Genomic DNA, 20,760 nt, shown 5'->3' with positions numbered 1-20,760 from the left:
TCAGGGGCCGAGCGCCCGGGGCCACGCGGACCTGCGCCGGCGCCCGCAACCACGCCTCGCGGGCAGTCATGCCCTACCGTTGTCGCTCGTGGGTGTCGGTGACGTCTCGAAGCGGATCTTGCTCGGGCGAAAGCTTCGCAGCGCACAACTGGGGGAGACGCTGCTCCCCAAGCGCATCGCCCTCCCCGTCTTCGCCAGCGATGCGCTGTCCTCGGTCGCGTACGCGCCGGACGAGGTCTTCATCATGCTGGCGATCGCCGGAGCGTCGCAGTACATCTGGTCGTGGAAGATCGCGATCGCCGTCGCGCTCGTGATGGCGGCGGTCATCGCGTCGTACCGGCAGACCGTGCACGCCTACCCCTCCGGCGGCGGCGACTACGAGGTCGCGACGGTCAACCTCGGTCGCACGGCGGGCATCACGGTCGCCAGCGCGCTGCTGGTCGACTACGTGCTCACCGTGGCGGTGTCGATCTCGTCGGGCGCCAACTACGCCGCCTCCGCGCTCCCGGCCTTCCAGGAGCACGAGGCCACGGTGGCCGTGGTGATGGTCGTGCTGCTGACCGCGATGAACCTGCGCGGCATCCGCGAGTCGGGCTCCTTCTTCGCCGTGCCGACGTACCTGTTCATGTTCGCGATCCTCGGCATGTGCGCCTACGGCTTCCTCCAGATGGCGCTCGGCAACCTGCCCATGGCGGAGAGCTCGAACCTGGACATCACGCCGAAGGAGGGTTGGGAGGATCCGCTCACGACCTTCGGGCTGATCGTGCTGCTGGCTCGGGCGTTCTCGTCCGGGTGCGCGGCGCTGACGGGTGTCGAGGCGATCTCCAACGGCGTGCCGGCGTTCAAGCGCCCGAAGAGCAAGAACGCCGCGACCACGCTGCTGCTGCTCGGCCTGATCGCGATCTCGATGATGCTGAGCGTCATCGTGCTGGCCAAGCAGATGGGGCTCAAGTACGTCGACCCGCACGAGCTCGAGCGCCTCACCCGGGGCGGTCAGCCGCTCCCCGGCGACTACGACCAGCACGCGGTGATCGCGCAGATCGCGCAGGCGGTCTTCCACGACTTCAGCCCGGGCTTCTACTTCGTCGTCACCGTCACCGGCATCATCCTCGTGCTCGCGGCGAACACGGCGTTCAACGGCTTCCCGGTCCTCGGCTCGATCCTGGCGAAGGACGGCCTCGCGCCCCGCGCGCTCGGCGCCCGCGGAGACCGGCTCGCCTACAGCAACGGCATCGTCTTCCTCGCGCTGATGGCGATCATCTTGATCATCGCCTTCGACGCCGAGACCACGAAGCTGATCCAGCTCTACATCGTCGGCGTCTTCGTGTCCTTCAACCTGAGCCAGCTCGGCATGATCCGTCACTGGACCCGCCACCTGGCCACCGAGCGCGACCCCGCCGAGCGGCGCAAGATGGTGCGCTCACGGACCATCAACGCGATCGGCCTGTCCTTCACCGCTGTCGTCCTCGTGGTCGTGCTGCTGACGAAGTTCCTCGCCGGCGCGTGGATCACGATCCTGGCGATGGGCTTCTTCTTCGTCGTCATGAAGTCGATCAAGAAGCACTACGACAACGTCGAGCGCGAGCTCGCCGCCGACGAGACCGACAAGGCGCTGCCCACCCGCGTGCACGCGATCGTCCTCGTCTCCAAGCTGCACAAGCCGACCCTGCGCGCGCTCGCCTTCGCCAAGGCGACCCGGCCCAACGCGCTCGAGGGCGTCTACGTCTCCGTCGACGAGAAGGAGACCGCCCGGCTGCTGGAGGAGTGGGACGACCGCAACACCGGCATCCCGCTCAAGGTCCTCCACTCGCCGTACCGCGAGATCATCCGGCCCATCGTCGAGTACGCCACAGCCATCCGCGAGGCCAACCCGCGCGGCGTCGTCGCGGTCTACATCCCGGAGTACGTCGTCGGTCGCTGGTGGGAGCAGCTGCTCCACAACCAGACCGCCCTGCGGCTCAAGGGCCGGCTGCTCTTCACCCCCGGCGTCATGGTCACCTCGGTGCCCTACCAGCTGCGGTCCTCCGAGATCGCCGTCGAGCGCGAGGAGCGCGAGGAGCACCGCGTGCGTCCCGGCGACCTGCGCCGCGGCCGGGTCGACGACGAGCGCGACCGGCAGATCAAGCGGTGAGCCGTACCCCTGGCCGCCGGCCGCGCGTCCGCAAGGCGCGCGGCGCGTCGGCGGTCGGCCGGCGGTTCGAGGCGGAGGTCGGTCCCGTCGCGCACGGTGGGCACTTCGTCGTACGACTGCCGGAGGAGGACGGCAACCGCGTCGTCTTCGTCCGCCACGCCCTGCCCGGTGAGCGGGTCGTCCTCGAGATCACCGACGGCACCGACGGCGACAAGTTCTGGCGCGGCGACGCCGTCGAGGTGCTGAGCGCCTCCCCGGACCGCGTCCCCGCCCCCTGCCCGTACGCCGGCCCCGGTCTCTGCGGCGGCTGCGACCTCCAGCACGTCGACCTCGGCGCGCAGCGCCGGCTCAAGGCCGACGTCGTCCGCGAGCAGCTGCGCCGCGTGGCGAAGATCGACGTGGACGTCGAGGTCGAGGCGGTCCCCGGCGACCAGGACGGCCTGCGCTGGCGCACCCGTCAGCGCTACGTCGGTCTGCCCGACGGCCGCCGCGGCATGCGCAAGCACCGCTCCCACGAGGTCGTCCCCGTGGAGGAGTGCCTGCTCGAGGCGCCCACCGGCCCGTCGTACGACGTGGACGGGCGGGCCTTCGAGGTCGCCGACGGAGGCTTCTGGCAGGTCCATCCGGGCGCTCCCTCGACGCTCGTCGACGCCGTTCTCGGCGCCCTCCGGCCGCAGCCGGGGGAGTCCGCCCTCGACCTGTACGCCGGCGTCGGCCTCTTCAGCCGCTTCCTCCTGGAGGCCGTCGGCCCCACCGGCCGGGTCGCCGCCATCGAGGGCGATGGAGCAGCCTCGGCCCTCTCGGAGAGCAACTGCCCGGGCATCACCGCCCACGCCGGCGACGTCGGCGAGGTGCTCGCGGGCGGCCTGCCCCCGGGATGGGACCGCGCCCACCTCGTCGTCCTCGACCCGCCGCGGGTCGGGGCCCGGCGACCCGTCGTCGAGGAGATCGTCCGCCGCGCTCCGCGGGCCGTGGCCTACGTCGCCTGCGACCCCGCTGCCCTGGCCCGCGACGTCGCGATCTTCGCCGAGCACGGCTACCGGCTGGCGTCGCTGCGCGCGTTCGACCTGTTCCCGATGACGCACCACGTCGAGTGCGTCGCGCTGCTGGAGCCCGTCACTTCCGCGTGACGGCGCCGATCCACGGCTGCGGCAGACCCTCACCCGGGTCGCAGCTGGTCGGGCCGAAGCCCGGCATCTCCACCACCTGGCCGCCAGGCAGGGTCAGGCGGACGGCGTCGTTGTCGAGGTCGCCGCAGTAGTGGTGGACGGCCCAACCGACGATCACGGTCGCCGTCGTACCGGGGGCCATCCGGACGTTCTCGGGGTCGAACGCCTTGTTGTGGCCGGGGGTGAGGCCGAGGTCCTTGCCGTGGTCGAGGAAGGCGACCTCGGGGTAGCCGCGCATCGTGCACGGATCCTTGCCGTCGGCGAGAGTGAGGTCGGCGTAGGTGACCATCGTGCCGGCGGCGCCCTCGGTCATCGGGGAGCCCAGGACGAGGTCGCCGGGGCCGCAGGCCGCGTCGGGCGGGGTCGCGGACGTCGTCGTGGCGGCGCCTGCGGCGACGTCGGTCGTCAGGGCGCCGACCCACGGCGGTGAGGTGGACTCGCCCGGCTCGCAGGAGGTCGCGCCGAACCCGTCGACCTCGACCATCTGGCCGCCGGGGAGGGTGAGCCGCAGCATGTCGTTGTCGACGTCGCTGCAGTCGTGGTGCACCGCCCAGCCCACGGTCACGCCGACCGTCGTACCGCGCCGTACGGTCACGGGGGTGTCCGGCCAGGCCGGGTTGTGCGTGGCCCGGAGGCCGAGGTCGCTGCCGTGGTCGAGGAAGGCGACCTCGGCGTAGCCGCCGATCGTGCAGGACTCGGCGTCGGTGGCCAGGGTCAGCGGGACGGTGATCGCGACGGTTCCGGCGGCGACGCCGGTGCTGGGCACGCCCGGGACGAGGTCGCCGGCGGCGCAGGCGACCGGCACGGCGGGTGTCGTCGGGGTGCCTTCGGTGGGCGTGGTCGTGGGTGTCGAGGTGGGCTCGGAGGTGACCGGTGGGGCCGGGTCCTCGCCGTGCTCGTTGCCGAGTGCCAACGTGGTGGCGGTGATCGCCGCGACGGCGGCCGCCGCGGCCGCGGCCGGGACCAGCCAGCGTCGTCGGCCGGCCTCCGCGACCGGGACCGGGGGCCGGCCGGCTGCCGGCAGTCCGGCTCGCCACTGCTCGCCGGCGGTGCGGAGGCGCTCGTCCATGCGGGCGTCGCGCGGGTCGTGCTCAGTCATCGTCGTCTCCGATCAGCGTGCGCAGGGCCGCGCGGGCCTGGTGCAGGGTGGCGCGGACGGTCCCGGGCGCGCAGGCCATCGCCGCGGCGACGGTGGCGACGTCGAGGCCGACGAAGTAGTAGAGGTCGACCGCCTCGCGTTGCCGCTCGGGGAGGGCCCGGACCGCCCGCTCGAGGTCCAGGTCGACGACGACCGGGGCCACGGACGGCTCGCTCGCGTCCGCCAGCTCGAGGTGGGGCCGCTGCCGGGTGCGGTGCCGGCGCGCCCGGTCACGGACGATCGCCAGCAGCCAGGGGAGCGCGTCGCCCCGTCCGGCGTCGTACGTCGAGCGCCGGCGCCAGGCCCGGACCAGGGCCTCCTGCAGGACGTCGTCCGCGTCGGCCGGACCGACCTGGCGCGCGGCGTACCGGTGCAGGGTGGTGAGGTGGGGACGCACCCAGTCGTCGAACGTGTCGGCGGTCGGTCCCGTCGTCATCGTCCCTCCGGTCGTGAGTGCGTCCACACCCTCCCTACACCCGGGCCGGGCTGTCGCGCTTAGTCTCGATCCACGGAATCCGTGGATCGAGGCCTGGTCACCGTGCGACGGAGTAGCAGAGCTTCTGCACGCCGTTGGCGTAGGCCTGGCTCTCGACGAGCTCCAGCTTCTGCCGGTCCTTGGCGGTCTCGCTCCACATCCGCTTGCCGGCACCGAGGACCCACGGGAACACCAGCAGGTGGTAGCGGTCCAGCAGGCCGGCGTCGGACAGGCCGCGGGCCAGGCTGGCGGAGCCGTGGATCGAGATCGGGCCGCCCTCGGTCTCCTTGAGCGCGGCGACGTCGTCGAAGGAGCGCAGGATCGTGGTGTCGCCCCAGTTGTCGACGAGGTCGTCGTCCCCGAGGGTCGTCGACACGACGTACTTCGGCATGGCGTTGTACCTCGGGAACTCCTCGGTCATCTTCGGCCAGACCGGCGCGAAGGCCTGGTAGCTGACCCGGCCGAGCATCAGCGCGCTCGCCTCCTGCTGCTCGCGTCCCTTGAGCTCGTAGACGTCCGCGAGGAAGTCGATGCCCTGGAAGGTCCATCCGCCGTTGGGGTAGTCCGCCTCGGGGGCGGGGGCCTGCACGACACCGTCGAGGGAGACGAAGGCGGTGTAGATCAGGGTGCGCATGGTGACCTCCTGGGTCGGTTGGGGGCGCTTCTCATCCTCTCCACGAAGGCACCCGCGCGGATACGACAGGTCGGCCGGAAATTCTCGAGGTGAGGGCACACTGGCTTGTCCTCAACCCGACTTGAGGTTCTACCGTCGCGCCATGAGCATGGAGCAGATCGCGTGGAACCAGGTGTACCGGAGCATGCACGGCCCCGACGAGCAGCGTGCCTTCAACCGGGCCACTGCGCGGCGGATCTTCAGCTTCGCCCGTCCGCACCGCCGTGAGCTGATCGGCTTCGTGGTGCTTAGCGTCGTCACCTCCGCGCTGGCCGTGGCGACACCGGTGCTGGCCGGCCGGGTGGTCAACGCGATCGTCGACGGCGGGCGCGAGAGCCTGGTCACCGGACTGGCGCTGGCCATCGCCGGGCTCGCGGTCGCCGACGCGGCGTTCGGACTGCTGGCGCGCTGGCTGTCGGCCCGGATCGGCGAGGGCCTCATCCTGAACCTGCGCACGACGGTCTTCGACCACGTGCAGCGGATGCCGGTCGCGTTCTTCAGCCGCACCCGCACGGGCGCGCTGGTCAGCCGCCTCAACAACGACGTGATCGGCGCGCAGCGCGCGTTCAGCACGACCCTGTCCGGCGTGGTCGGCAACATGGTCACCCTGACCCTGACCCTGGTCGTCATGCTCGGCATCTCGTGGCAGGTCACCGGGCTGGCCCTGGTCCTGCTCCCGGTCTTCGTCGTGCCGGCCCGCCGGATGGGGCGCCGCCTCGCCGGCATCCAGCGTGAGGCGGCCGACCACAACGCCGCGATGGGCAACCAGATGACCGAGCGCTTCTCGGCGCCGGGCGCCACCCTGGTCAAGCTGTTCGGTCGTCCCGCCCAGGAGTCGGCCGAGTTCTCGGCACGCGCCGAGCGGGTGGCGCAGATCGGCGTCCGTACGGCGATGGTGCAAACCACTTTCGTCACCGCCCTCACCCTGGTCTCGGCGCTCGCCGTCGCCGTCGTGTACGGCGTGGGCGGGCTCGCCGCGATCCGCGGCACCCTCGACGCGGGCGACGTGGTCGCGCTGTCCCTGCTGCTGACCCGCCTCTACGCACCCCTGACGTCGCTCGCCAGCGCGCGGGTCGACGTGATGAGCGCGCTGGTCAGCTTCGAGCGGGTCTTCGAGGTGCTCGACCTCGAGCCCTTGATCAAGGACCGCCCGGGCGCCGGCGGCCTGCCGGACGGTCCGGTCGCGGTCGAGCTCGACGACGTCCACTTCTCCTACCCCTCGGCCGACAAGGTCTCGCTCGCCTCGCTGGAGGCGGTCGCCGTCCTGGACGCCCGGGGCGGCGAGGAGGTGCTGCACGGGGTGTCCCTGCGCGCCGAGCCCGGACAGGTCGTCGCCCTCGTCGGCTCCTCGGGTGCGGGCAAGTCGACCCTCGCGCAGCTCGTCTCCCGGCTGTACGACGTCGACTCGGGCGTCGTACGCCTGGCAGGGCACGACGTGCGGGACCTGACCGCCGAGGCGATCCGGGGCGCGGTCGGCATGGTGACCCAGGACGGCCACCTCTTCCACGACACGATCCGCGGCAACCTGCTGCTGGCCCGGCCCGAGGCCGACGAGGCCCAGCTGTGGGACGCGTTGTCGCGGGCCCGGCTCGCCGACCTCGTGCGCTCGTTGCCCGACGGGCTCGACACCGTCGTGGGGGAGCGCGGCTACCGGCTCTCCGGGGGCGAGCGCCAGCGGCTGACGATCGCGCGCCTGCTGCTCAAGCAGCCGCGCGTGGTGATCCTCGACGAGGCGACGGCCTCGCTCGACTCGACGTCAGAGGCCGCCGTCCAGGCGGCGCTGGCAGAGGCGCTCGCAGGACGCACGGCCCTGGTGATCGCGCACCGGCTCTCCACGATCCGCGCGGCGGACCTGATCGCGGTCGTCGAGGACGGCCGGATCGTCGAGCGCGGCACCCATGTCGAGCTCGTGCACGCGGGTGGCCGCTACCAGGAGCTGTACCGGACGCAGTTCGCCGAGGACACGCCCGTCGTCGCCGAGATGCGTGGAAATCTGCCTTCAGATCGTGTATCTTGACATCAAGAGATATCGGGGATCCCGGTCCCCTTGAAACTTAGGTCAACCTCACTATCCGTACGCCGGGCGACGGCGGCAGGATGCGGGGTGGAGACCTATCCGACCCGATCAGTCGACGAAGACGGAGACGCGATGGCCAGCAAGAACAGCTTCGGCGCCAAGAGCACCCTGGACGTGGACGGCAAGTCCTACGAGATCTTCCGCCTCGACGCGGTGACGGGTGAGGGCCTCGACGCGGCCAGCCTCCCGTTCTCGCTCAAGGTGCTCCTCGAGAACCTGCTCCGCACCGAGGACGGCGCGGACATCACGGCCGAGGACATCAAGGCCCTCGCCGGCTGGGACGAGACCGCCCAGCCCGACAAGGAGATCCAGTTCACGCCGGCGCGCGTGATCATGCAGGACTTCACCGGCGTGCCCTGCGTCGTCGACCTCGCCACCATGCGCGAGGCGATGGCCGAGCTCGGCGGCGACGCCACCCGGATCAACCCGCTCGCGCCCGCCGAGATGGTCATCGACCACTCGGTCATGGCCGACGTCTTCGGCACGCCCGAGGCGTTCCAGCGCAACGTCGAGATCGAGTACGAGCGCAACCGCGAGCGCTACCAGTTCCTCCGCTGGGGCCAGGGCGCCTTCGACGACTTCAAGGTCGTCCCGCCCGGCACCGGCATCGTCCACCAGGTCAACATCGAGCACCTCGCGCGCACGGTCTTCACCCGCGAGGTCGACGGCGAGCTGCTGGCCTACCCCGACACCTGCGTCGGCACCGACTCGCACACCACCATGGTCAACGGCATCGGCGTCGTCGGCTGGGGCGTCGGCGGCATCGAGGCGGAGGCCGCGATGCTCGGGCAGCCGGTCTCCATGCTGATCCCGCGCGTGGTCGGCTTCAAGCTGTCGGGCGAGCTGCCCGCCGGCTCCACCGCGACCGACCTGGTGCTCACCATCACCGAGATGGTCCGCAAGCACGGTGTCGTGGGCAAGTTCGTCGAGTTCTACGGCCCCGGTGTCTCCGCGCTCCCGCTGGCCAACCGCGCCACGATCGGCAACATGTCGCCGGAGTTCGGCTCCACGATCGCGGTCTTCCCGATCGACGAGGAGACCACCACCTACCTGCGCCTCACCGGCCGTTCAGAGGAGCAGATCGCGCTCGTCGAGAAGTACGCCAAGGAGCAGGGCCTCTGGCTCGACCCCGACGCCGAGCCGCGCTACTCCGAGAAGCTCGAGCTCGACCTCGCGACCGTCGTCCCGTCCATCGCGGGTCCGAAGCGTCCCCAGGACCGGGTCCTGGTCTCGGAGGCGAAGGAGTCCTTCCGCGGCGCGCTGGTCGACTACGCCGGCGCTCCGCAGGACGCACAGGGCTACGACGAGGCCGTCGAGGAGTCGTTCCCGGCGTCCGACGCCCCGTCGCACGACCCCCACCAGGCCAACGGTGCCCCGGCGCCGAGCAACCACCTCTCGGCGGCGCCCGCCGACGGTGGCCGGGCGTCCACGCCGGTCGAGGTCACCCTCGAGGACGGCACGACGTTCACGCTGGACCACGGTGCGGTCACCATCGCCTCGATCACGTCCTGCACCAACACGTCGAACCCGTCGGTCATGATCGGCGCCGCGCTGCTCGCCAAGAAGGCAGTCGAGAAGGGCCTGACCCGCAAGCCGTGGGTCAAGACCACCCTCGCGCCCGGTTCGCAGGTCGTGTCCGACTACTACGACAAGGCCGGCCTCACGCCGTACCTCGACAAGCTCGGCTTCAACCTCGTCGGCTACGGCTGCGTCACCTGCATCGGCAACTCCGGCCCGCTCATCCCCGAGGTCTCCGCCGCGGTCAACGAGAACGACCTCGCCGTCGTCTCGGTGCTCTCCGGCAACCGGAACTTCGAGGGCCGGATCAGCCCCGACATCAAGATGAACTACCTCGCCTCCCCGCCGCTGGTCGTCGCCTACGCGCTGGCCGGCTCGATGGACGTCGACCTGTTCAACGACGCGCTGGGCCAGGACGCCGACGGCAACGACGTCTTCCTCAAGGACATCTGGCCCTCCCCGGCCGAGATCGAGGAGACCATCGCGGGCGCGATCAACTCGCAGATGTTCGCCGACTCCTACGCCGACGTCTTCAAGGGTGACGAGCGCTGGCGCTCGCTGCCCACCCCGGAGGGCAACACCTTCACGTGGGACGAGTCCTCGACGTACGTGCGCAAGCCTCCCTACTTCGACGGCATGCCCGACCAGCCGGCCCCGGTCACCGACATCGACGGTGCGCGTGTGCTGCTCAAGCTCGGCGACTCGGTTACCACCGACCACATCTCGCCGGCCGGCTCGATCAAGGCCGACTCGCCCGCGGGCAAGTACCTCACGGAGAACGGCGTCGCCCCGCGCGACTTCAACTCCTACGGCTCGCGCCGCGGCAACCACGAGGTGATGATCCGGGGCACCTTCGCCAACATCCGCCTGCGCAACCAGATCGCGGCGGGCACCGAGGGCGGCTTCACCCGTGACTTCACCGTCGACGACGGTCCGGTGACGACCGTCTACGACGCCTCGGTCAACTACCAGGCCGCCGGCATCCCGCTGGTCGTCCTGGCCGGCAAGGAGTACGGCTCGGGCTCGTCGCGCGACTGGGCGGCCAAGGGCACCTCGCTGCTGGGCGTGAAGGCGGTCATCGCCGAGAGCTACGAGCGCATCCACCGCTCCAACCTCATCGGCATGGGCGTCATCCCGCTGCAGTACCCCGAGGGCCAGAACGCCGAGTCGCTCGGCCTGACCGGCGAGGAGACCTTCTCGATCGCCGGCATCACCGCGCTCAACGACGGCACCACGCCCTCGACGGTCAAGGTCACGACCGACACCGGTGTGGAGTTCGACGCGGTCGTCCGCATCGACACCCCCGGCGAGGCGAACTACTACCGCAACGGCGGCATCATGCAGTACGTCCTGCGGAACCTGCTGCGCGGCTGACCCAGCCCTCGATCCGGCGGCCCGTCCCAGCTCTGGGGCGGGCCGCCGGCCATTTTTTGAAAGGACAGTGCGGGGGTGTCGCCCGTACCGTTCCGGCATGCGTTCCCTGGCCGACGACTTCGACCCCGCCGCCGTGGCGGCCATCGACGGACGCCTCGCCGGTGTTGCTGCCGAGCACGGGGTCCGCGTGCCGTGGGCCGTCGAGAGCGGCAGCCGGGCCTGGGGGTTCGCGTCCCCGGACAGCGACTACGACTGCCGGTTCTTCTTCGTCCGCCCGGTCGCCGACTACCGGCGCCTGTGGCCGCCGCGGGACGTGATCGAGACCCCTCTCGAGGGCCTCCTCGACGTCAACGGCTGGGACCTCGGCAAGGCCATCCGGCTCGCCACCGCCGGCAACGCGACGGTCGGCGAGTGGCTCCGCTCCCCGCTCGTGTACGACGGTGACGCGGCCTTCCGCGACGACCTCCTCGACGTCGTGGCGCGCGTCGGCGACCCCGCGCGGGTACGCCGGCACTACCTCCACGTGGGTCGCGCCCAGTGGACCCGCGCGCAGGAGGACGCCGGCCAGGTCCGCCTGAAGCGGGTGTTCTACGCGATCCGGCCGGCCGTGACGCTGCGCTGGCTGGACGACCACGCCGGGGTGCCCCCGATGAACCTCGACGAGCTGCTGCGCCAGGCGGACGTGCCGGCCGCCGTACGCGACGAGCTGGCGGAGCTGCGCGACCTCAAGTCTCGGACCCGGGAGCTGGGCAGTGCTCCGGTACCCGTGGCTGTCGCACGGTGGGTCGCGCAGGTGTTCGCGGCCGAGCCGGACCGCGGGACCCCGCCGTCCTCCGGCCTGCGCACGGAGGCCGAGGCCGGCTTCGCCGCCCTGCTCGACCGGTGGGCGCCGGCCTGAACCGTTGGCGCCGCACGCCCCGGGGGAGGACGATGGGCCGGTGCTGATCGCCGTCGTCGCGGTGAAGTCGCAGGCCCGTGACGCGCTCGCGCAGTTGCGGACGCAGGCGCCGGAGCTCGCCCCGTGGCGCGGGGAGTGTGACCTGCTGCACGGTTGAGCGGTCGTACGACGGCCCGGAGGTTTGAGCAAACCCTCTCCAAGGAAGCATGGCGTCCATGCGTCCACGACTCGGGTCCCGTCCCGCAGCCCTGTTCTCGTCCCTCCTCGGCCTGCTGCTCGCCGTGGCGGTCGTGCCGATGCTGGCTGCGCCGGCGCAGGCCGCCGACATCACGATCCAGGGCACGATCACCGGGCTCAACGGCGTGAAGGTCGAGGGCGTGTTCGTCGAGGCCAACGACGCCAACGGCGCGCCCCTCGAGCCGCGTCGGTACGCCTACACCCAGGCGGACGGCACCTACTCCTTCACGGTGCCCGTCGCGGGCACCTACAAGATCGACATCGAGTGCTGGGGCGCCTACGCCTGCGCCCAGGACTACGCGCCCGAGCCCACCATCACCCAGGCGATCTCCTCCACGGTCACGATCAACGCGACCCTCGAGCGATGGGGCCGGATCACCGGAACGGTCAAGAAGAACAGTGTCGCCACCGCCTGGCCGAACGGCCTCGTGGAGGCGAGCAACGACGCTCGCCAGTACTGGAGCAGCTACCCCGGCGTGCCGGTCGCGCCGAACGGCACCTTCACGATCGAGAAGGTGGCGCCCGGAACCGTCCGGGTCGACGGCGACGAGTCCTGGGACGCGGAGCCCTTCCTGACGGCCGGGCAGGACGTCACGGTGCCGGCCGGAGGGACCGCGACGATCGACCTCGCCGTCACGGACTGGCGCGGTTCCTACGCTCGGGCGGTCCAGCCGGACGGCACGCCCTTGCCGAACATCCGTTTCAACATCTTCTCCCGTCCGCTGGGCGGCGGCGCCTGGGACGACGGCATCCAGGCCGGCCCGTTGCTGACCAACGCCAGCGGCCGGATGAAGTGGCGAGTCACCGACACGACGCGTGAGTACGCCATCTGCCTCTACGACGACTACCTCGAGCCCGGCACGACCCCGCCGGCCGAGCGTCACCTCTCCCGCTGCCTCGGCAACGCGGCCACCCGCGACACCGCCACGCTGTGGACCCCGTCGGCCGCGACGCCGAACGTCAAGCAGGACATCGTGCTGCCGTACGCCTTCGCCGCGGCGCCCGTGCCGACCATCAGCGGTACGGCGGCCGTCGGCGCGACCCTGACCGCGGTGCCCGGCACCTGGACGCCTACCGATGCGACCCTGAGCTACGCGTGGTTCCGCTCGGGCACGACCGCACCGATCGGCACCGGCCCGACCTACCAGCTCGTCGAGGCCGACCTCGGCAGGACGATCACGGTCAGGGCCACCGCCGTCCGGACCAACTACGTGACCACGTCGAAGACGTCCGCCGCCACGACCGCGGTGTCGGCGGGTGCCTTCACCTCGACCCCGGCGCCGACGGTCGCCGGCACCCAGAAGGTCGGCTCGACCCTGACCGCGAGCACCCTGCCCTGGACCCCGGCCGCGACCACGTCCACCTACGAGTGGTTCCGTTCCGGCGTCGTGGCCCCTGTTGGGACGGACGCGACCTACACCCTCCTGCCCGCGGACCTGGGGAAGACCCTGACGGTCAAGGTCACCGGGGTCCGCACCGGCTACGCCACGACGTCGAGGACGTCGGCCGCGACGGCCGTGATCGGTCTTGGCGCCTTCACCTCGGCGCCGGTGCCGACCATCAGCGGTACGACGACGGTGGACCGGACGCTGACCGCGACCGCCGGCACCTGGACGCCGGCGGCCACCACGACGACGTACCAGTGGCTGCGCGGCGACACCCCGATCGCGGGCGCCACGCAGGCGACCTACCAGCTCGCGGCGGCGGACGCCGGCCAGACCATCAAGGTGGCGGTCACCGGCGCCCGGGACGGCTACGTCCAGACGACGAAGACCTCGGTCGCCACGGCGCTGGTCGCCCAGGCCGCCTTCACGACCGTGCCCACCCCCACCGTCACCGGTACGGCGGCCATCGGCGCCACGCTCACCGCCGACGCCGGCACCTGGGTCCCCACCCCGGACACCACGACCTACGAGTGGTTCCGCGGCGGTGTCGCGATCCCCGACGCGACCGGTCCGACCTACCAGCTGGTCGCGGCCGACGCCGGTCAGGCGATCACCGTGAAGGTCACCGGTGCGCGCGCCGGCTACGTCACGGCCGCCGACACCTCGGTGCCGACCGCCGCCGTGCTGGCCGGGTTCACCACGGCTCCGACGCCGACGATCACCGGCACCCGCGCCGCGGGCTCGACGCTGACCGCGAACGCCGGCACCTGGGCGCCCGCCCCGACCACGACGTCGTACCAGTGGCTGCGCAACGGCGTCGCCATCGCGAACGCCACCAGCCGCACCTACCGGCTGACCACGGCCGACGGCGGCCAGCGGATCGCCGTGCGCGTCACGGCGGCGCGTGACGGCTACGCCACGACGGCGAAGACGTCGACCGCGACCGGCGCGATCCTGCGACTCTTCAGCAAGGCCCCGGCGCCGCGGGTCACCGGCACCCTCAGGGTCCGTTCCCTCCTGACCGCCGTGCTCGGCACCTGGTCGCCGACGCCGAGCACCACGCGCTACCAGTGGTACCGCAACGGGGTCGCGATCAGGGGCGCGACGAACCGCACCTACCGGCTCGTCGCCGCCGACAAGGGCAGGCGGATCAAGGTGATCGTGAAGCGGGGCCGCACGGGCTACGTCACGACCACGCGGTCGTCGGTCGCGACCACCGCCATCCGCTGACGCGCGGAGCCCGGTCGAGGCCGTGTCCGGAACTGATATCCCCTTGGTTTGATCGGTTCCGGACACGGACAGGATCGCGCCCATGCGTCTCAGCTCGGGGTCACGCCCTGCCGTCCTGCTCTCAGCCCTTCTCGGCGCGCTGCTCGCGCTGACCCTCCTTCCCGGCCTGGCCGCGCCGGCCCGCGCGGCGACGGTCGTCGTCAGCGGCAAGGTCACCGGGCTCGACGCGACCGGGGCGACCGTCGCGATCGCCGACGTGTTCGTCGAGGCCAAGGACGCCGACGGCGACACCTTCGACCCCCGCATCTACGACTACACCGCGACCGACGGCAGCTACTCGCTGACGCTGCCGACGACCGGCACCTACCAGATCGCGATGGAGTGCTGGGGCGACTACCCGTGCGCGCAGGAGTACGCCCCGGAGCCGACCGTCACCAAGGTGGTGTCCGCGGCGACGACCTACGACGCCACGCTCGAGCGCTGGGGCCGGATCACCGGCACCGTGAAGAAGAACGGCGTGGCCACGGCCTGGCCGACGGCCGAGATCACGGCTGACAACGACGCCCGTGACTACTGGAGGAGCTACCCGGGTGCCACCGTCGCCGACAACGGCACGTTCACGATCGACAAGGTCGCGCCCGGCACGGTGGCGGTGCAGGGCAACGAGCCCTGGGAGGCCGAGAACTTCCTGACCACGGTTCCCAACCAGACCTTCACCGTCACGCCCGGCCAGACCACGGCCATCAGCCTGGCCGTCGAGGACTGGAAGGGCTTCTACCTGCGGGCGGTCGACCCGAGCGGTGCCCCGATGGACAAGGTGCGCTGGAACGTCTTCTCCCGCCCGGTCGGCGGCGCATGGGACAACGGCCTGCAGTACGGGCCGCTGGAGACCGGCGCCGATGGCCGGATGAAGTTCCGGATCTCGGACGCCAAGGAGTACACCCTCTGCTTCTACGACGACGTCTACGACGACAACTTCGACCCCGGCTCGCAGCGACCCAACCGCTACGGCACGCGCTGCCTCGGCAACACCCCCGACCTCGCCTCCGCGACCGCCTGGCAGCCGACGGCCGCACAGCCCAAGCTGAAGCAGGACCTGACCCTCCCGCTGGTGGGCAAGTCCATGCAGCCCGGCGACCCGTGGACCACCGGCACCGGCGTCACCGCCGTCGGTACGCCGATCACCGTCGACCCCGGCCCGTGGAGCCCGGCGGAGGTCACCTTGTCGTGGCAGTGGAAGTACTGGAACGGCACCCAGCTGGTGGCGATCCCCGGCGCCACGTCGCCGACCTACACCCCGACTGCCGACATGGTCGGCAAGCGTCCCGTCGCCTACATCACCGGCACCGCCCCGGGCTACGCGACGGCGACCGCGGCCTGGGGCGTGAACACCGTGGGTGGCACGGCCCCGACGATGTCCGGCAGCCTCTCCATCACCGGTGACCTGAGCGTCGGCTCGACGGCCACGGCGCACGCGGGCACCTTCACGCCTGCCGTCGAGTACCCGTCCTGGTGGTGGTACCTCGACGGCCGCCCGATCTTCGGCGCCCAGGGCGACACGATCGAGATCACCTCCGACATGAGGGGCAAGAAGCTCGAGGCCCGGATCACGGCGTACAACTGGGACAACGGCGACAACGAGTACTTCAACCGCGTGTCGGTCACGGTCCCCGGCGCGATCAGCGGCAGCACGCCGACCGTGACCGGGACCACCGCCGTCGGCTCGACGCTGACGGCCAACGCCGGCACCTGGACCACCGGCACGACGCTGGCCCACCAGTGGCTGCGCGACGGTGCACCGATCAGCGGCGCCACGGCCACGACCTACCCGCTGGTGACAGCCGACCAGGGCAAGGCGATCGCGGTCCGGGTGACCGGCACGAAGACCGGCTACGACCCCGTCGTGAAGACCTCGGCGGCGACGTCCGCGATCCAGGGCGTGTTCACCACCGTGCCCACGCCGACCATCGCCGGTACGACGGCGGTCGGCTCGACGCTCACCGCCAACCCCGGCACGTGGGCTCCAGCAGGCGCCACCTTCACCTACCAGTGGTACCGCTCGGGCACGGCCATCAGCGGCGCCACCGCGAGCACCTACACGCTGACCGCGAGCGACCAGACGAAGACGATGACGGTCAAGGTCACCGGTGTCCTGAGCGGCTACGTCTCCCGCAGCTCGACGTCCGCCGCGACCGCCGCCGTCCTGGGCGTCTTCGCCGCGCCGGTGCCGACGATCAGCGGCACGAAGGCCGTCGGCTACACCCTGACCGCCGGCCTCGGCACGTGGACGCCGGCCGCCACGACGTACACCTACCAGTGGTACCGCTCGGGCGCCGCCATCTCGGGTGCCACCGCGAGCACCTACAAGCTCACGTCGACCGACGTCGGCAAGACGATGACCGTCAAGGTCACCGGGGTCAGGTCCGGCTACGTCACCAAGTCGGTCGTCTCGGCCGCCACCAGCGCGGTGCTCAAGGTGTTCATCACGGCGCCGGTTCCCACGATCTCCGGGACCCGGAAGGTCGGCTCCACGCTGACCGCGGTCGTCGGCACGTGGTCGCCGACGCCGACCGGCACCACCTACAAGTGGTACCGCTCGGGCGTGCTGATCAGCGGCGCCACGGCCAGGACCTACACGCTGACCTCGACCGACCGGGGCAAGACGATCAAGGTGGTCGTCACCCGGTCGCTGGCCGGCTACCTCACGACCTCGAGGACGTCCGCCGCCACCGCGGCGATCGCCTGACCGGGGAGCATGCCCCCACCGTGGCTTGACTACGGTGGGGGCATGCTCGTCGCGTTCAGCATCAGCCCCTCCGTCGCCGACGACACCGGCGGTGTCTCCGAGGCGGTCGCCGCGGCCGTCCGGGTGGTCCGCGAGTCGGGCCTGCCCAACGAGACGACGTCGATGTTCACGACGATCGAGGGGGAGTGGGACGAGGTCATGGCGGTGGTCAAGCGTGCCGTCGACGTCGTCGCCGCGACCTCACCGCGCGTCGGACTGGTCCTGAAGGCCGACATCCGTCCCGGCTTCACCGGCGAGCTGACCGCGAAGGTCGAGCGGGTCGAGAGGGCGCTGGAGCAGTGAGCGAGCTGCCGCCACCGCCGCCGTACCCGCCGCCACCTTCGTACCCGCCCCACCCGCCGCCGCCCTACCCGCCGCCTGCGCTGCTGACGGTGCTCGCGCCGGAGCCGGTGCGCCGTCGTAGGTTGCTCCCGGTCGTCATCGCCGGCGTGATCGCGGTCGGCCTGGTCACCGCGGCGGTCGCCGTCCCACTGGCGCTCGCGGACGACGACTCGACGACCGCGGGCGAGGACATCGACACCAGCGACCTGTCCGCCGTCCGCACCTACGACGGGCTGACCTACCAGCACCTCGAGGTCGGCGAGGAGCACGACTACCCGCAGTCCCCGGCGGTCGGCGGGGACCACGCGCCGGTGTGGCTCGAGTGCGGGGCCTACGACGAACCGCTGCCCGAGGTCAACGCGGTGCACGACCTCGAGCACGGGAGCACCTGGTTGACCTACCGGCCCGACGAGGTCGACGACGCCGGTGTCGCGAAGCTGGAGGAGCTGCTGCCCGCGAACGGCCTGCTGTCGCCGTACCCGGACCAGGAGGCGCCGGTCGTGATCACCGTCTGGGGCCGGCAGCTGGACCTCGTCGGCCCTGACGACCCGCGGATCGGACTCTTCCTCGCCGCCTACGGCGCGGGGACGACGGCGCCCGAGCCGTTCGCGTCCTGCAACGGGGGAGTCGACCCCGACGACCTGGCGGGCAGCGGCGGGGGGGCGGCGTGACCCGGCGGTTCGCCTCCATCATCCTGGTCGACCCCCGCGGCTGGATCCTGCTGCAGGAGCGCGACGAGAACCCCGTCATCGACCCCGAACGGTGGGGCTTCGTCGGCGGCCACGTCGACGCGGGGGAGGACCCCGACGACGCGGCGTACCGCGAGCTCGCCGAGGAGACGGGCCTGCGCATGGCCCCGCCCGCGCTGCCGTTGTGGCGCGAGCTCACCGTCTTCCACGAGGGCTACGGCAGCCACGACCAGGTCCACGTGTACGCCGCCGCGACCACCGCGCGCGACGGCGACATCGTGCTGGGGGAGGGCCGGCAGATCGTCTTCGTCGACCCGGCCCGGCTGGGCGACCTGCCGCTCGGCGCGGCGGCTGCGATGATCCTGCCCGACTTCCTCGCCTCCGACCGCTACCAGGAGCTGCTGCCATGAGCAACGCGTTCACCGTCATCCCGGTCCCCGGCCCCGGCGCCGAGGACGTCGTCGTCGCCACGTCCGGCCCCGACGCCGGTGCGGTCTTCACCGGCACCGAGGACGGCTCGATCTTCCGGGTCGGGGAAGACGGTGCGAAGGTCGACCTCGTCGCGCAGACCGGCGGCCGCCCGCTCGGCATCGAGTTCGCCCCCGACGGCCGGCTCCTGGTGTGCGACGCCCTGCGCGGCCTGCTCTGGGTCGACCCGGCGAGCGGCGAGGTCGAGCTGATCACCGCCGAGGTCGACGGCGTCCCGATGAGGTTCTGCAACAACGCCGCGATCGCCGACGACGGCACGATCTGGTGGTCGGACAGCTCGACCCGGTTCGGCATCGCCCGGTGGAAGCACGACTTCGTCCGCAACACCCGCACCGGGCGGCTCCTGCGCCGCGACCCCGACGGCACCGTGACCGTCGTCCTCGAGGGCCTCGCCTTCGCCAACGGGGTCGCGCTCTCCGCCGACGGCGACTTCGTCTGCGTCGCCGAGACCGGCGCCCGGACCGTCGTGCGCCACTGGATCAGCGGTCCCCGCGCGGGCACCCGCGACTTCCTCGCCACCGACCTGCCGGGCTACCCCGACAACATCGCCCGCGGCTCCGACGGCCTGATCTGGATCACGATCGCGAGCCCGAAGGACCCGCTGGTCGAGCGCCTCCAGACCGGCCCGATGCTGCTGCGCAAGCTCGCCACGATGCTGCCCGAGGCGCTGCAGCCCAAGCCGAAGCAGTCGGTCCGCGTCGTCGCCCACGACACCGGCGGCGCCCTCGTGCACGACGTCGACGTCACGCCCGCCGACCACGGCGCGTCGTACCACATGGTGACGGGGGTCAGGGAGCACGACGGCCGGCTGTGGATGGGCAGCCTCCACGAGCCCGCAATCGCCGTCTACGACCTGTGACGGCCTAAAGTGGACTCCATGCCTGTCCTCGAATCGATCTCCCACCCGCGTGACCTGCGGGCCCTGTCCGAGGACGAGCTGACCCAGCTGGCGGCGGAGATCCGCGACCTGATGATCCGCACGGTCGCCACGAACTCCGGCCACCTCGGACCCAACCTCGGCGTGGTCGAGCTGACCCTGGCGATCCACCGGGTGTTCGACTCCCCGCGCGACAAGATCGTCTTCGACACCGGTCACCAGTCCTACGTGCACAAGCTGGTCACCGGCCGGGCCGGCGACTTCGGCACGCTGCGCCGCGAGGGTGGCCTGAGCGGCTACCCCAGCCAGGCCGAGTCCGAGCACGACATCGTCGAGAACTCCCACGCGTCCACCGCGCTGAGCTACGCCGACGGCCTGGCCAAGGCCTACGCCATCCGTGGCGAGGACCGGCACACCGTCGCCGTCATCGGTGACGGCGCGCTGACCGGCGGCATGGCCTGGGAGGCGCTCAACAACATCGCGATCCAGCACGACAGCAAGCTCGTGATCGTGGTCAACGACAACGGCCGGTCCTACACGCCGACCATCGGCGGCCTCGCGACCGCGCTGACCAGCCTGCGCACCAACCCGCGCTACGAGACGGTGCTCGACATCGTCAAGCGCCGGCTCACCGCGGTGCCCGGTGTCGGCGCGGCGGCCTACGACGCCCTGCACGCCATGAAGAAGGGCCTCAAGGACGCGCTCGCGCCGCAGGGCCTCTTCGAGGACCTCGGCCTGAAGTACGTCGGCCCGGTCGACGGCCACGACCGCGCGGCCATGGAGCAGGCGCTCGGCCAGGCCAAGCGCTTCGGCGGCCCCGTGATCGTGCACGCCATCACCCGCAAGGGCTTCGGCTACGACCCCGCGGAGCGGCACGAGGCCGACCAGTTCCACGCGCCCGGTCCGTTCGACGTGCAGACCGGAGCGGAGAAGCCCAAGGGCCTGATCTGGACCGACCACTTCGCCGACCACATCGTGCGCATCGGCGAGCGTCGCTCCGACATCGTCGGCATCACCGCCGCGATGATGCACCCGGTCGGGCTGGACAAGTTCCAGGCCCGGTTCCCCGAGCGGACCTTCGACGTCGGCATCGCCGAGCAGCACGCCGCCACCTCGGCCGCGGGCCTCGCGCTGGGCGGCCTGCACCCGGTGTTCGCGGTCTACGCCACCTTCCTCAACCGCGCCTTCGACCAGGTGCTGATGGACGTCGCCCTGCACAGGTGCGGCGTCACCTTCGTCCTCGACCGCTCGGGCGTGACCGGCGACGACGGCG

General features: G+C 71.6%; 15 protein-coding genes. 12 read left to right on the top strand and 3 right to left on the bottom strand.

The annotated features are described in order from the left end of the window. Positions 1-88: 88 nt before the first annotated feature. Positions 89-2,131 (top strand): APC family permease, encoded by a 2,043-nt coding sequence (locus ASE20_RS00525; protein WP_056892586.1) that lies wholly within the window; start codon positions 89-91, stop codon positions 2,129-2,131. Further along, positions 2,128-3,261: a class I SAM-dependent RNA methyltransferase gene (locus tag ASE20_RS00520; RefSeq protein ID WP_056892585.1), complete on the top strand. Its 1,134-nt coding sequence runs from the start codon at positions 2,128-2,130 to the stop codon at positions 3,259-3,261. The genes ASE20_RS00525 and ASE20_RS00520 overlap by 4 nt, the downstream gene beginning before the upstream one ends. Here ASE20_RS00520 and ASE20_RS00515 read toward each other — a convergent pair. The 3 genes from ASE20_RS00515 to ASE20_RS00505 all read right to left on the bottom strand — a co-directional run bounded on the left by ASE20_RS00515 (position 3,248) and on the right by ASE20_RS00505 (position 5,547). Then, on the bottom strand, positions 3,248-4,399 hold the full coding sequence (locus tag ASE20_RS00515; protein ID WP_056892584.1) for a DUF4232 domain-containing protein: 1,152 nt from the start codon (positions 4,397-4,399) through the stop codon (positions 3,248-3,250). The genes ASE20_RS00520 and ASE20_RS00515 overlap by 14 nt on opposite strands. After that, on the bottom strand, positions 4,392-4,874 hold the full coding sequence (locus ASE20_RS00510; RefSeq protein WP_056892583.1) for an RNA polymerase sigma factor: 483 nt from the start codon (positions 4,872-4,874) through the stop codon (positions 4,392-4,394). Before ASE20_RS00510 ends, ASE20_RS00515 begins: the two co-directional genes overlap by 8 nt. A gap of 97 nt (positions 4,875-4,971) precedes the next feature. Then, positions 4,972-5,547: a dihydrofolate reductase family protein gene (locus ASE20_RS00505; RefSeq protein WP_056892582.1), complete on the bottom strand. Its 576-nt coding sequence runs from the start codon at positions 5,545-5,547 to the stop codon at positions 4,972-4,974. Positions 5,548-5,689: 142 nt separating this feature from the next. On the opposite strand from ASE20_RS00505, the gene ASE20_RS00500 reads away from it, so the two are divergent. The 10 genes from ASE20_RS00500 to dxs all read left to right on the top strand — a co-directional run. Continuing rightward, the gene (locus tag ASE20_RS00500) at positions 5,690-7,603 is read left to right on the top strand and encodes an ABC transporter ATP-binding protein (protein WP_056892581.1); all 1,914 of its coding nucleotides are present in this window, start codon (positions 5,690-5,692) and stop codon (positions 7,601-7,603) included. Positions 7,604-7,735: 132 nt separating this feature from the next. Further along, positions 7,736-10,555, top strand: coding sequence for an aconitate hydratase (locus tag ASE20_RS00495; protein WP_056892580.1), 2,820 nt, complete (start codon positions 7,736-7,738; stop codon positions 10,553-10,555). A 97-nt stretch (positions 10,556-10,652) separates the two neighbouring features. Beyond that, on the top strand, positions 10,653-11,453 hold the full coding sequence (locus ASE20_RS00490; RefSeq protein WP_056892579.1) for a DNA polymerase beta superfamily protein: 801 nt from the start codon (positions 10,653-10,655) through the stop codon (positions 11,451-11,453). Positions 11,454-11,668: 215 nt separating this feature from the next. Then, a complete protein-coding gene (locus ASE20_RS00485) occupies positions 11,669-14,305 on the top strand; it encodes a hypothetical protein (protein WP_157538345.1) in 2,637 nt (878 codons plus the stop codon). Between the two features lie 82 nt (positions 14,306-14,387). Beyond that, positions 14,388-17,051, top strand: coding sequence for a hypothetical protein (locus tag ASE20_RS00480; RefSeq protein ID WP_056892577.1), 2,664 nt, complete (start codon positions 14,388-14,390; stop codon positions 17,049-17,051). Between the two features lie 42 nt (positions 17,052-17,093). Beyond that, positions 17,094-17,393, top strand: a complete 300-nt coding sequence (locus ASE20_RS00475) for an MTH1187 family thiamine-binding protein (RefSeq protein ID WP_056892576.1) — start codon at positions 17,094-17,096, stop codon at positions 17,391-17,393. After that, positions 17,390-18,103: a DUF3105 domain-containing protein gene (locus ASE20_RS00470; RefSeq protein WP_082612027.1), complete on the top strand. Its 714-nt coding sequence runs from the start codon at positions 17,390-17,392 to the stop codon at positions 18,101-18,103. Before ASE20_RS00475 ends, ASE20_RS00470 begins: the two co-directional genes overlap by 4 nt. After that, positions 18,100-18,531, top strand: a complete 432-nt coding sequence (locus ASE20_RS00465; protein ID WP_056892574.1) for an NUDIX hydrolase — start codon at positions 18,100-18,102, stop codon at positions 18,529-18,531. The genes ASE20_RS00470 and ASE20_RS00465 overlap by 4 nt, the downstream gene beginning before the upstream one ends. Beyond that, positions 18,528-19,469 (top strand): SMP-30/gluconolactonase/LRE family protein, encoded by a 942-nt coding sequence (locus ASE20_RS00460; RefSeq protein WP_056892573.1) that lies wholly within the window; start codon positions 18,528-18,530, stop codon positions 19,467-19,469. The genes ASE20_RS00465 and ASE20_RS00460 overlap by 4 nt, the downstream gene beginning before the upstream one ends. Before the next feature lie 18 nt (positions 19,470-19,487). After that, positions 19,488-20,760, top strand: a 1,273-nt coding sequence (gene dxs, locus ASE20_RS00455) for a 1-deoxy-D-xylulose-5-phosphate synthase (protein ID WP_235538743.1), incomplete at its 3' end; no start/stop codon positions are given.

The sequence above is a fragment of the Nocardioides sp. Root240 genome (assembly GCF_001428825.1).
Taxonomy (GTDB): Bacteria; Actinomycetota; Actinomycetes; order Propionibacteriales; family Nocardioidaceae; genus Nocardioides.
The sequence above is the reverse complement of the archived record's forward strand: the minus strand, read 5'-3'. Positions and strand labels throughout refer to the sequence as shown.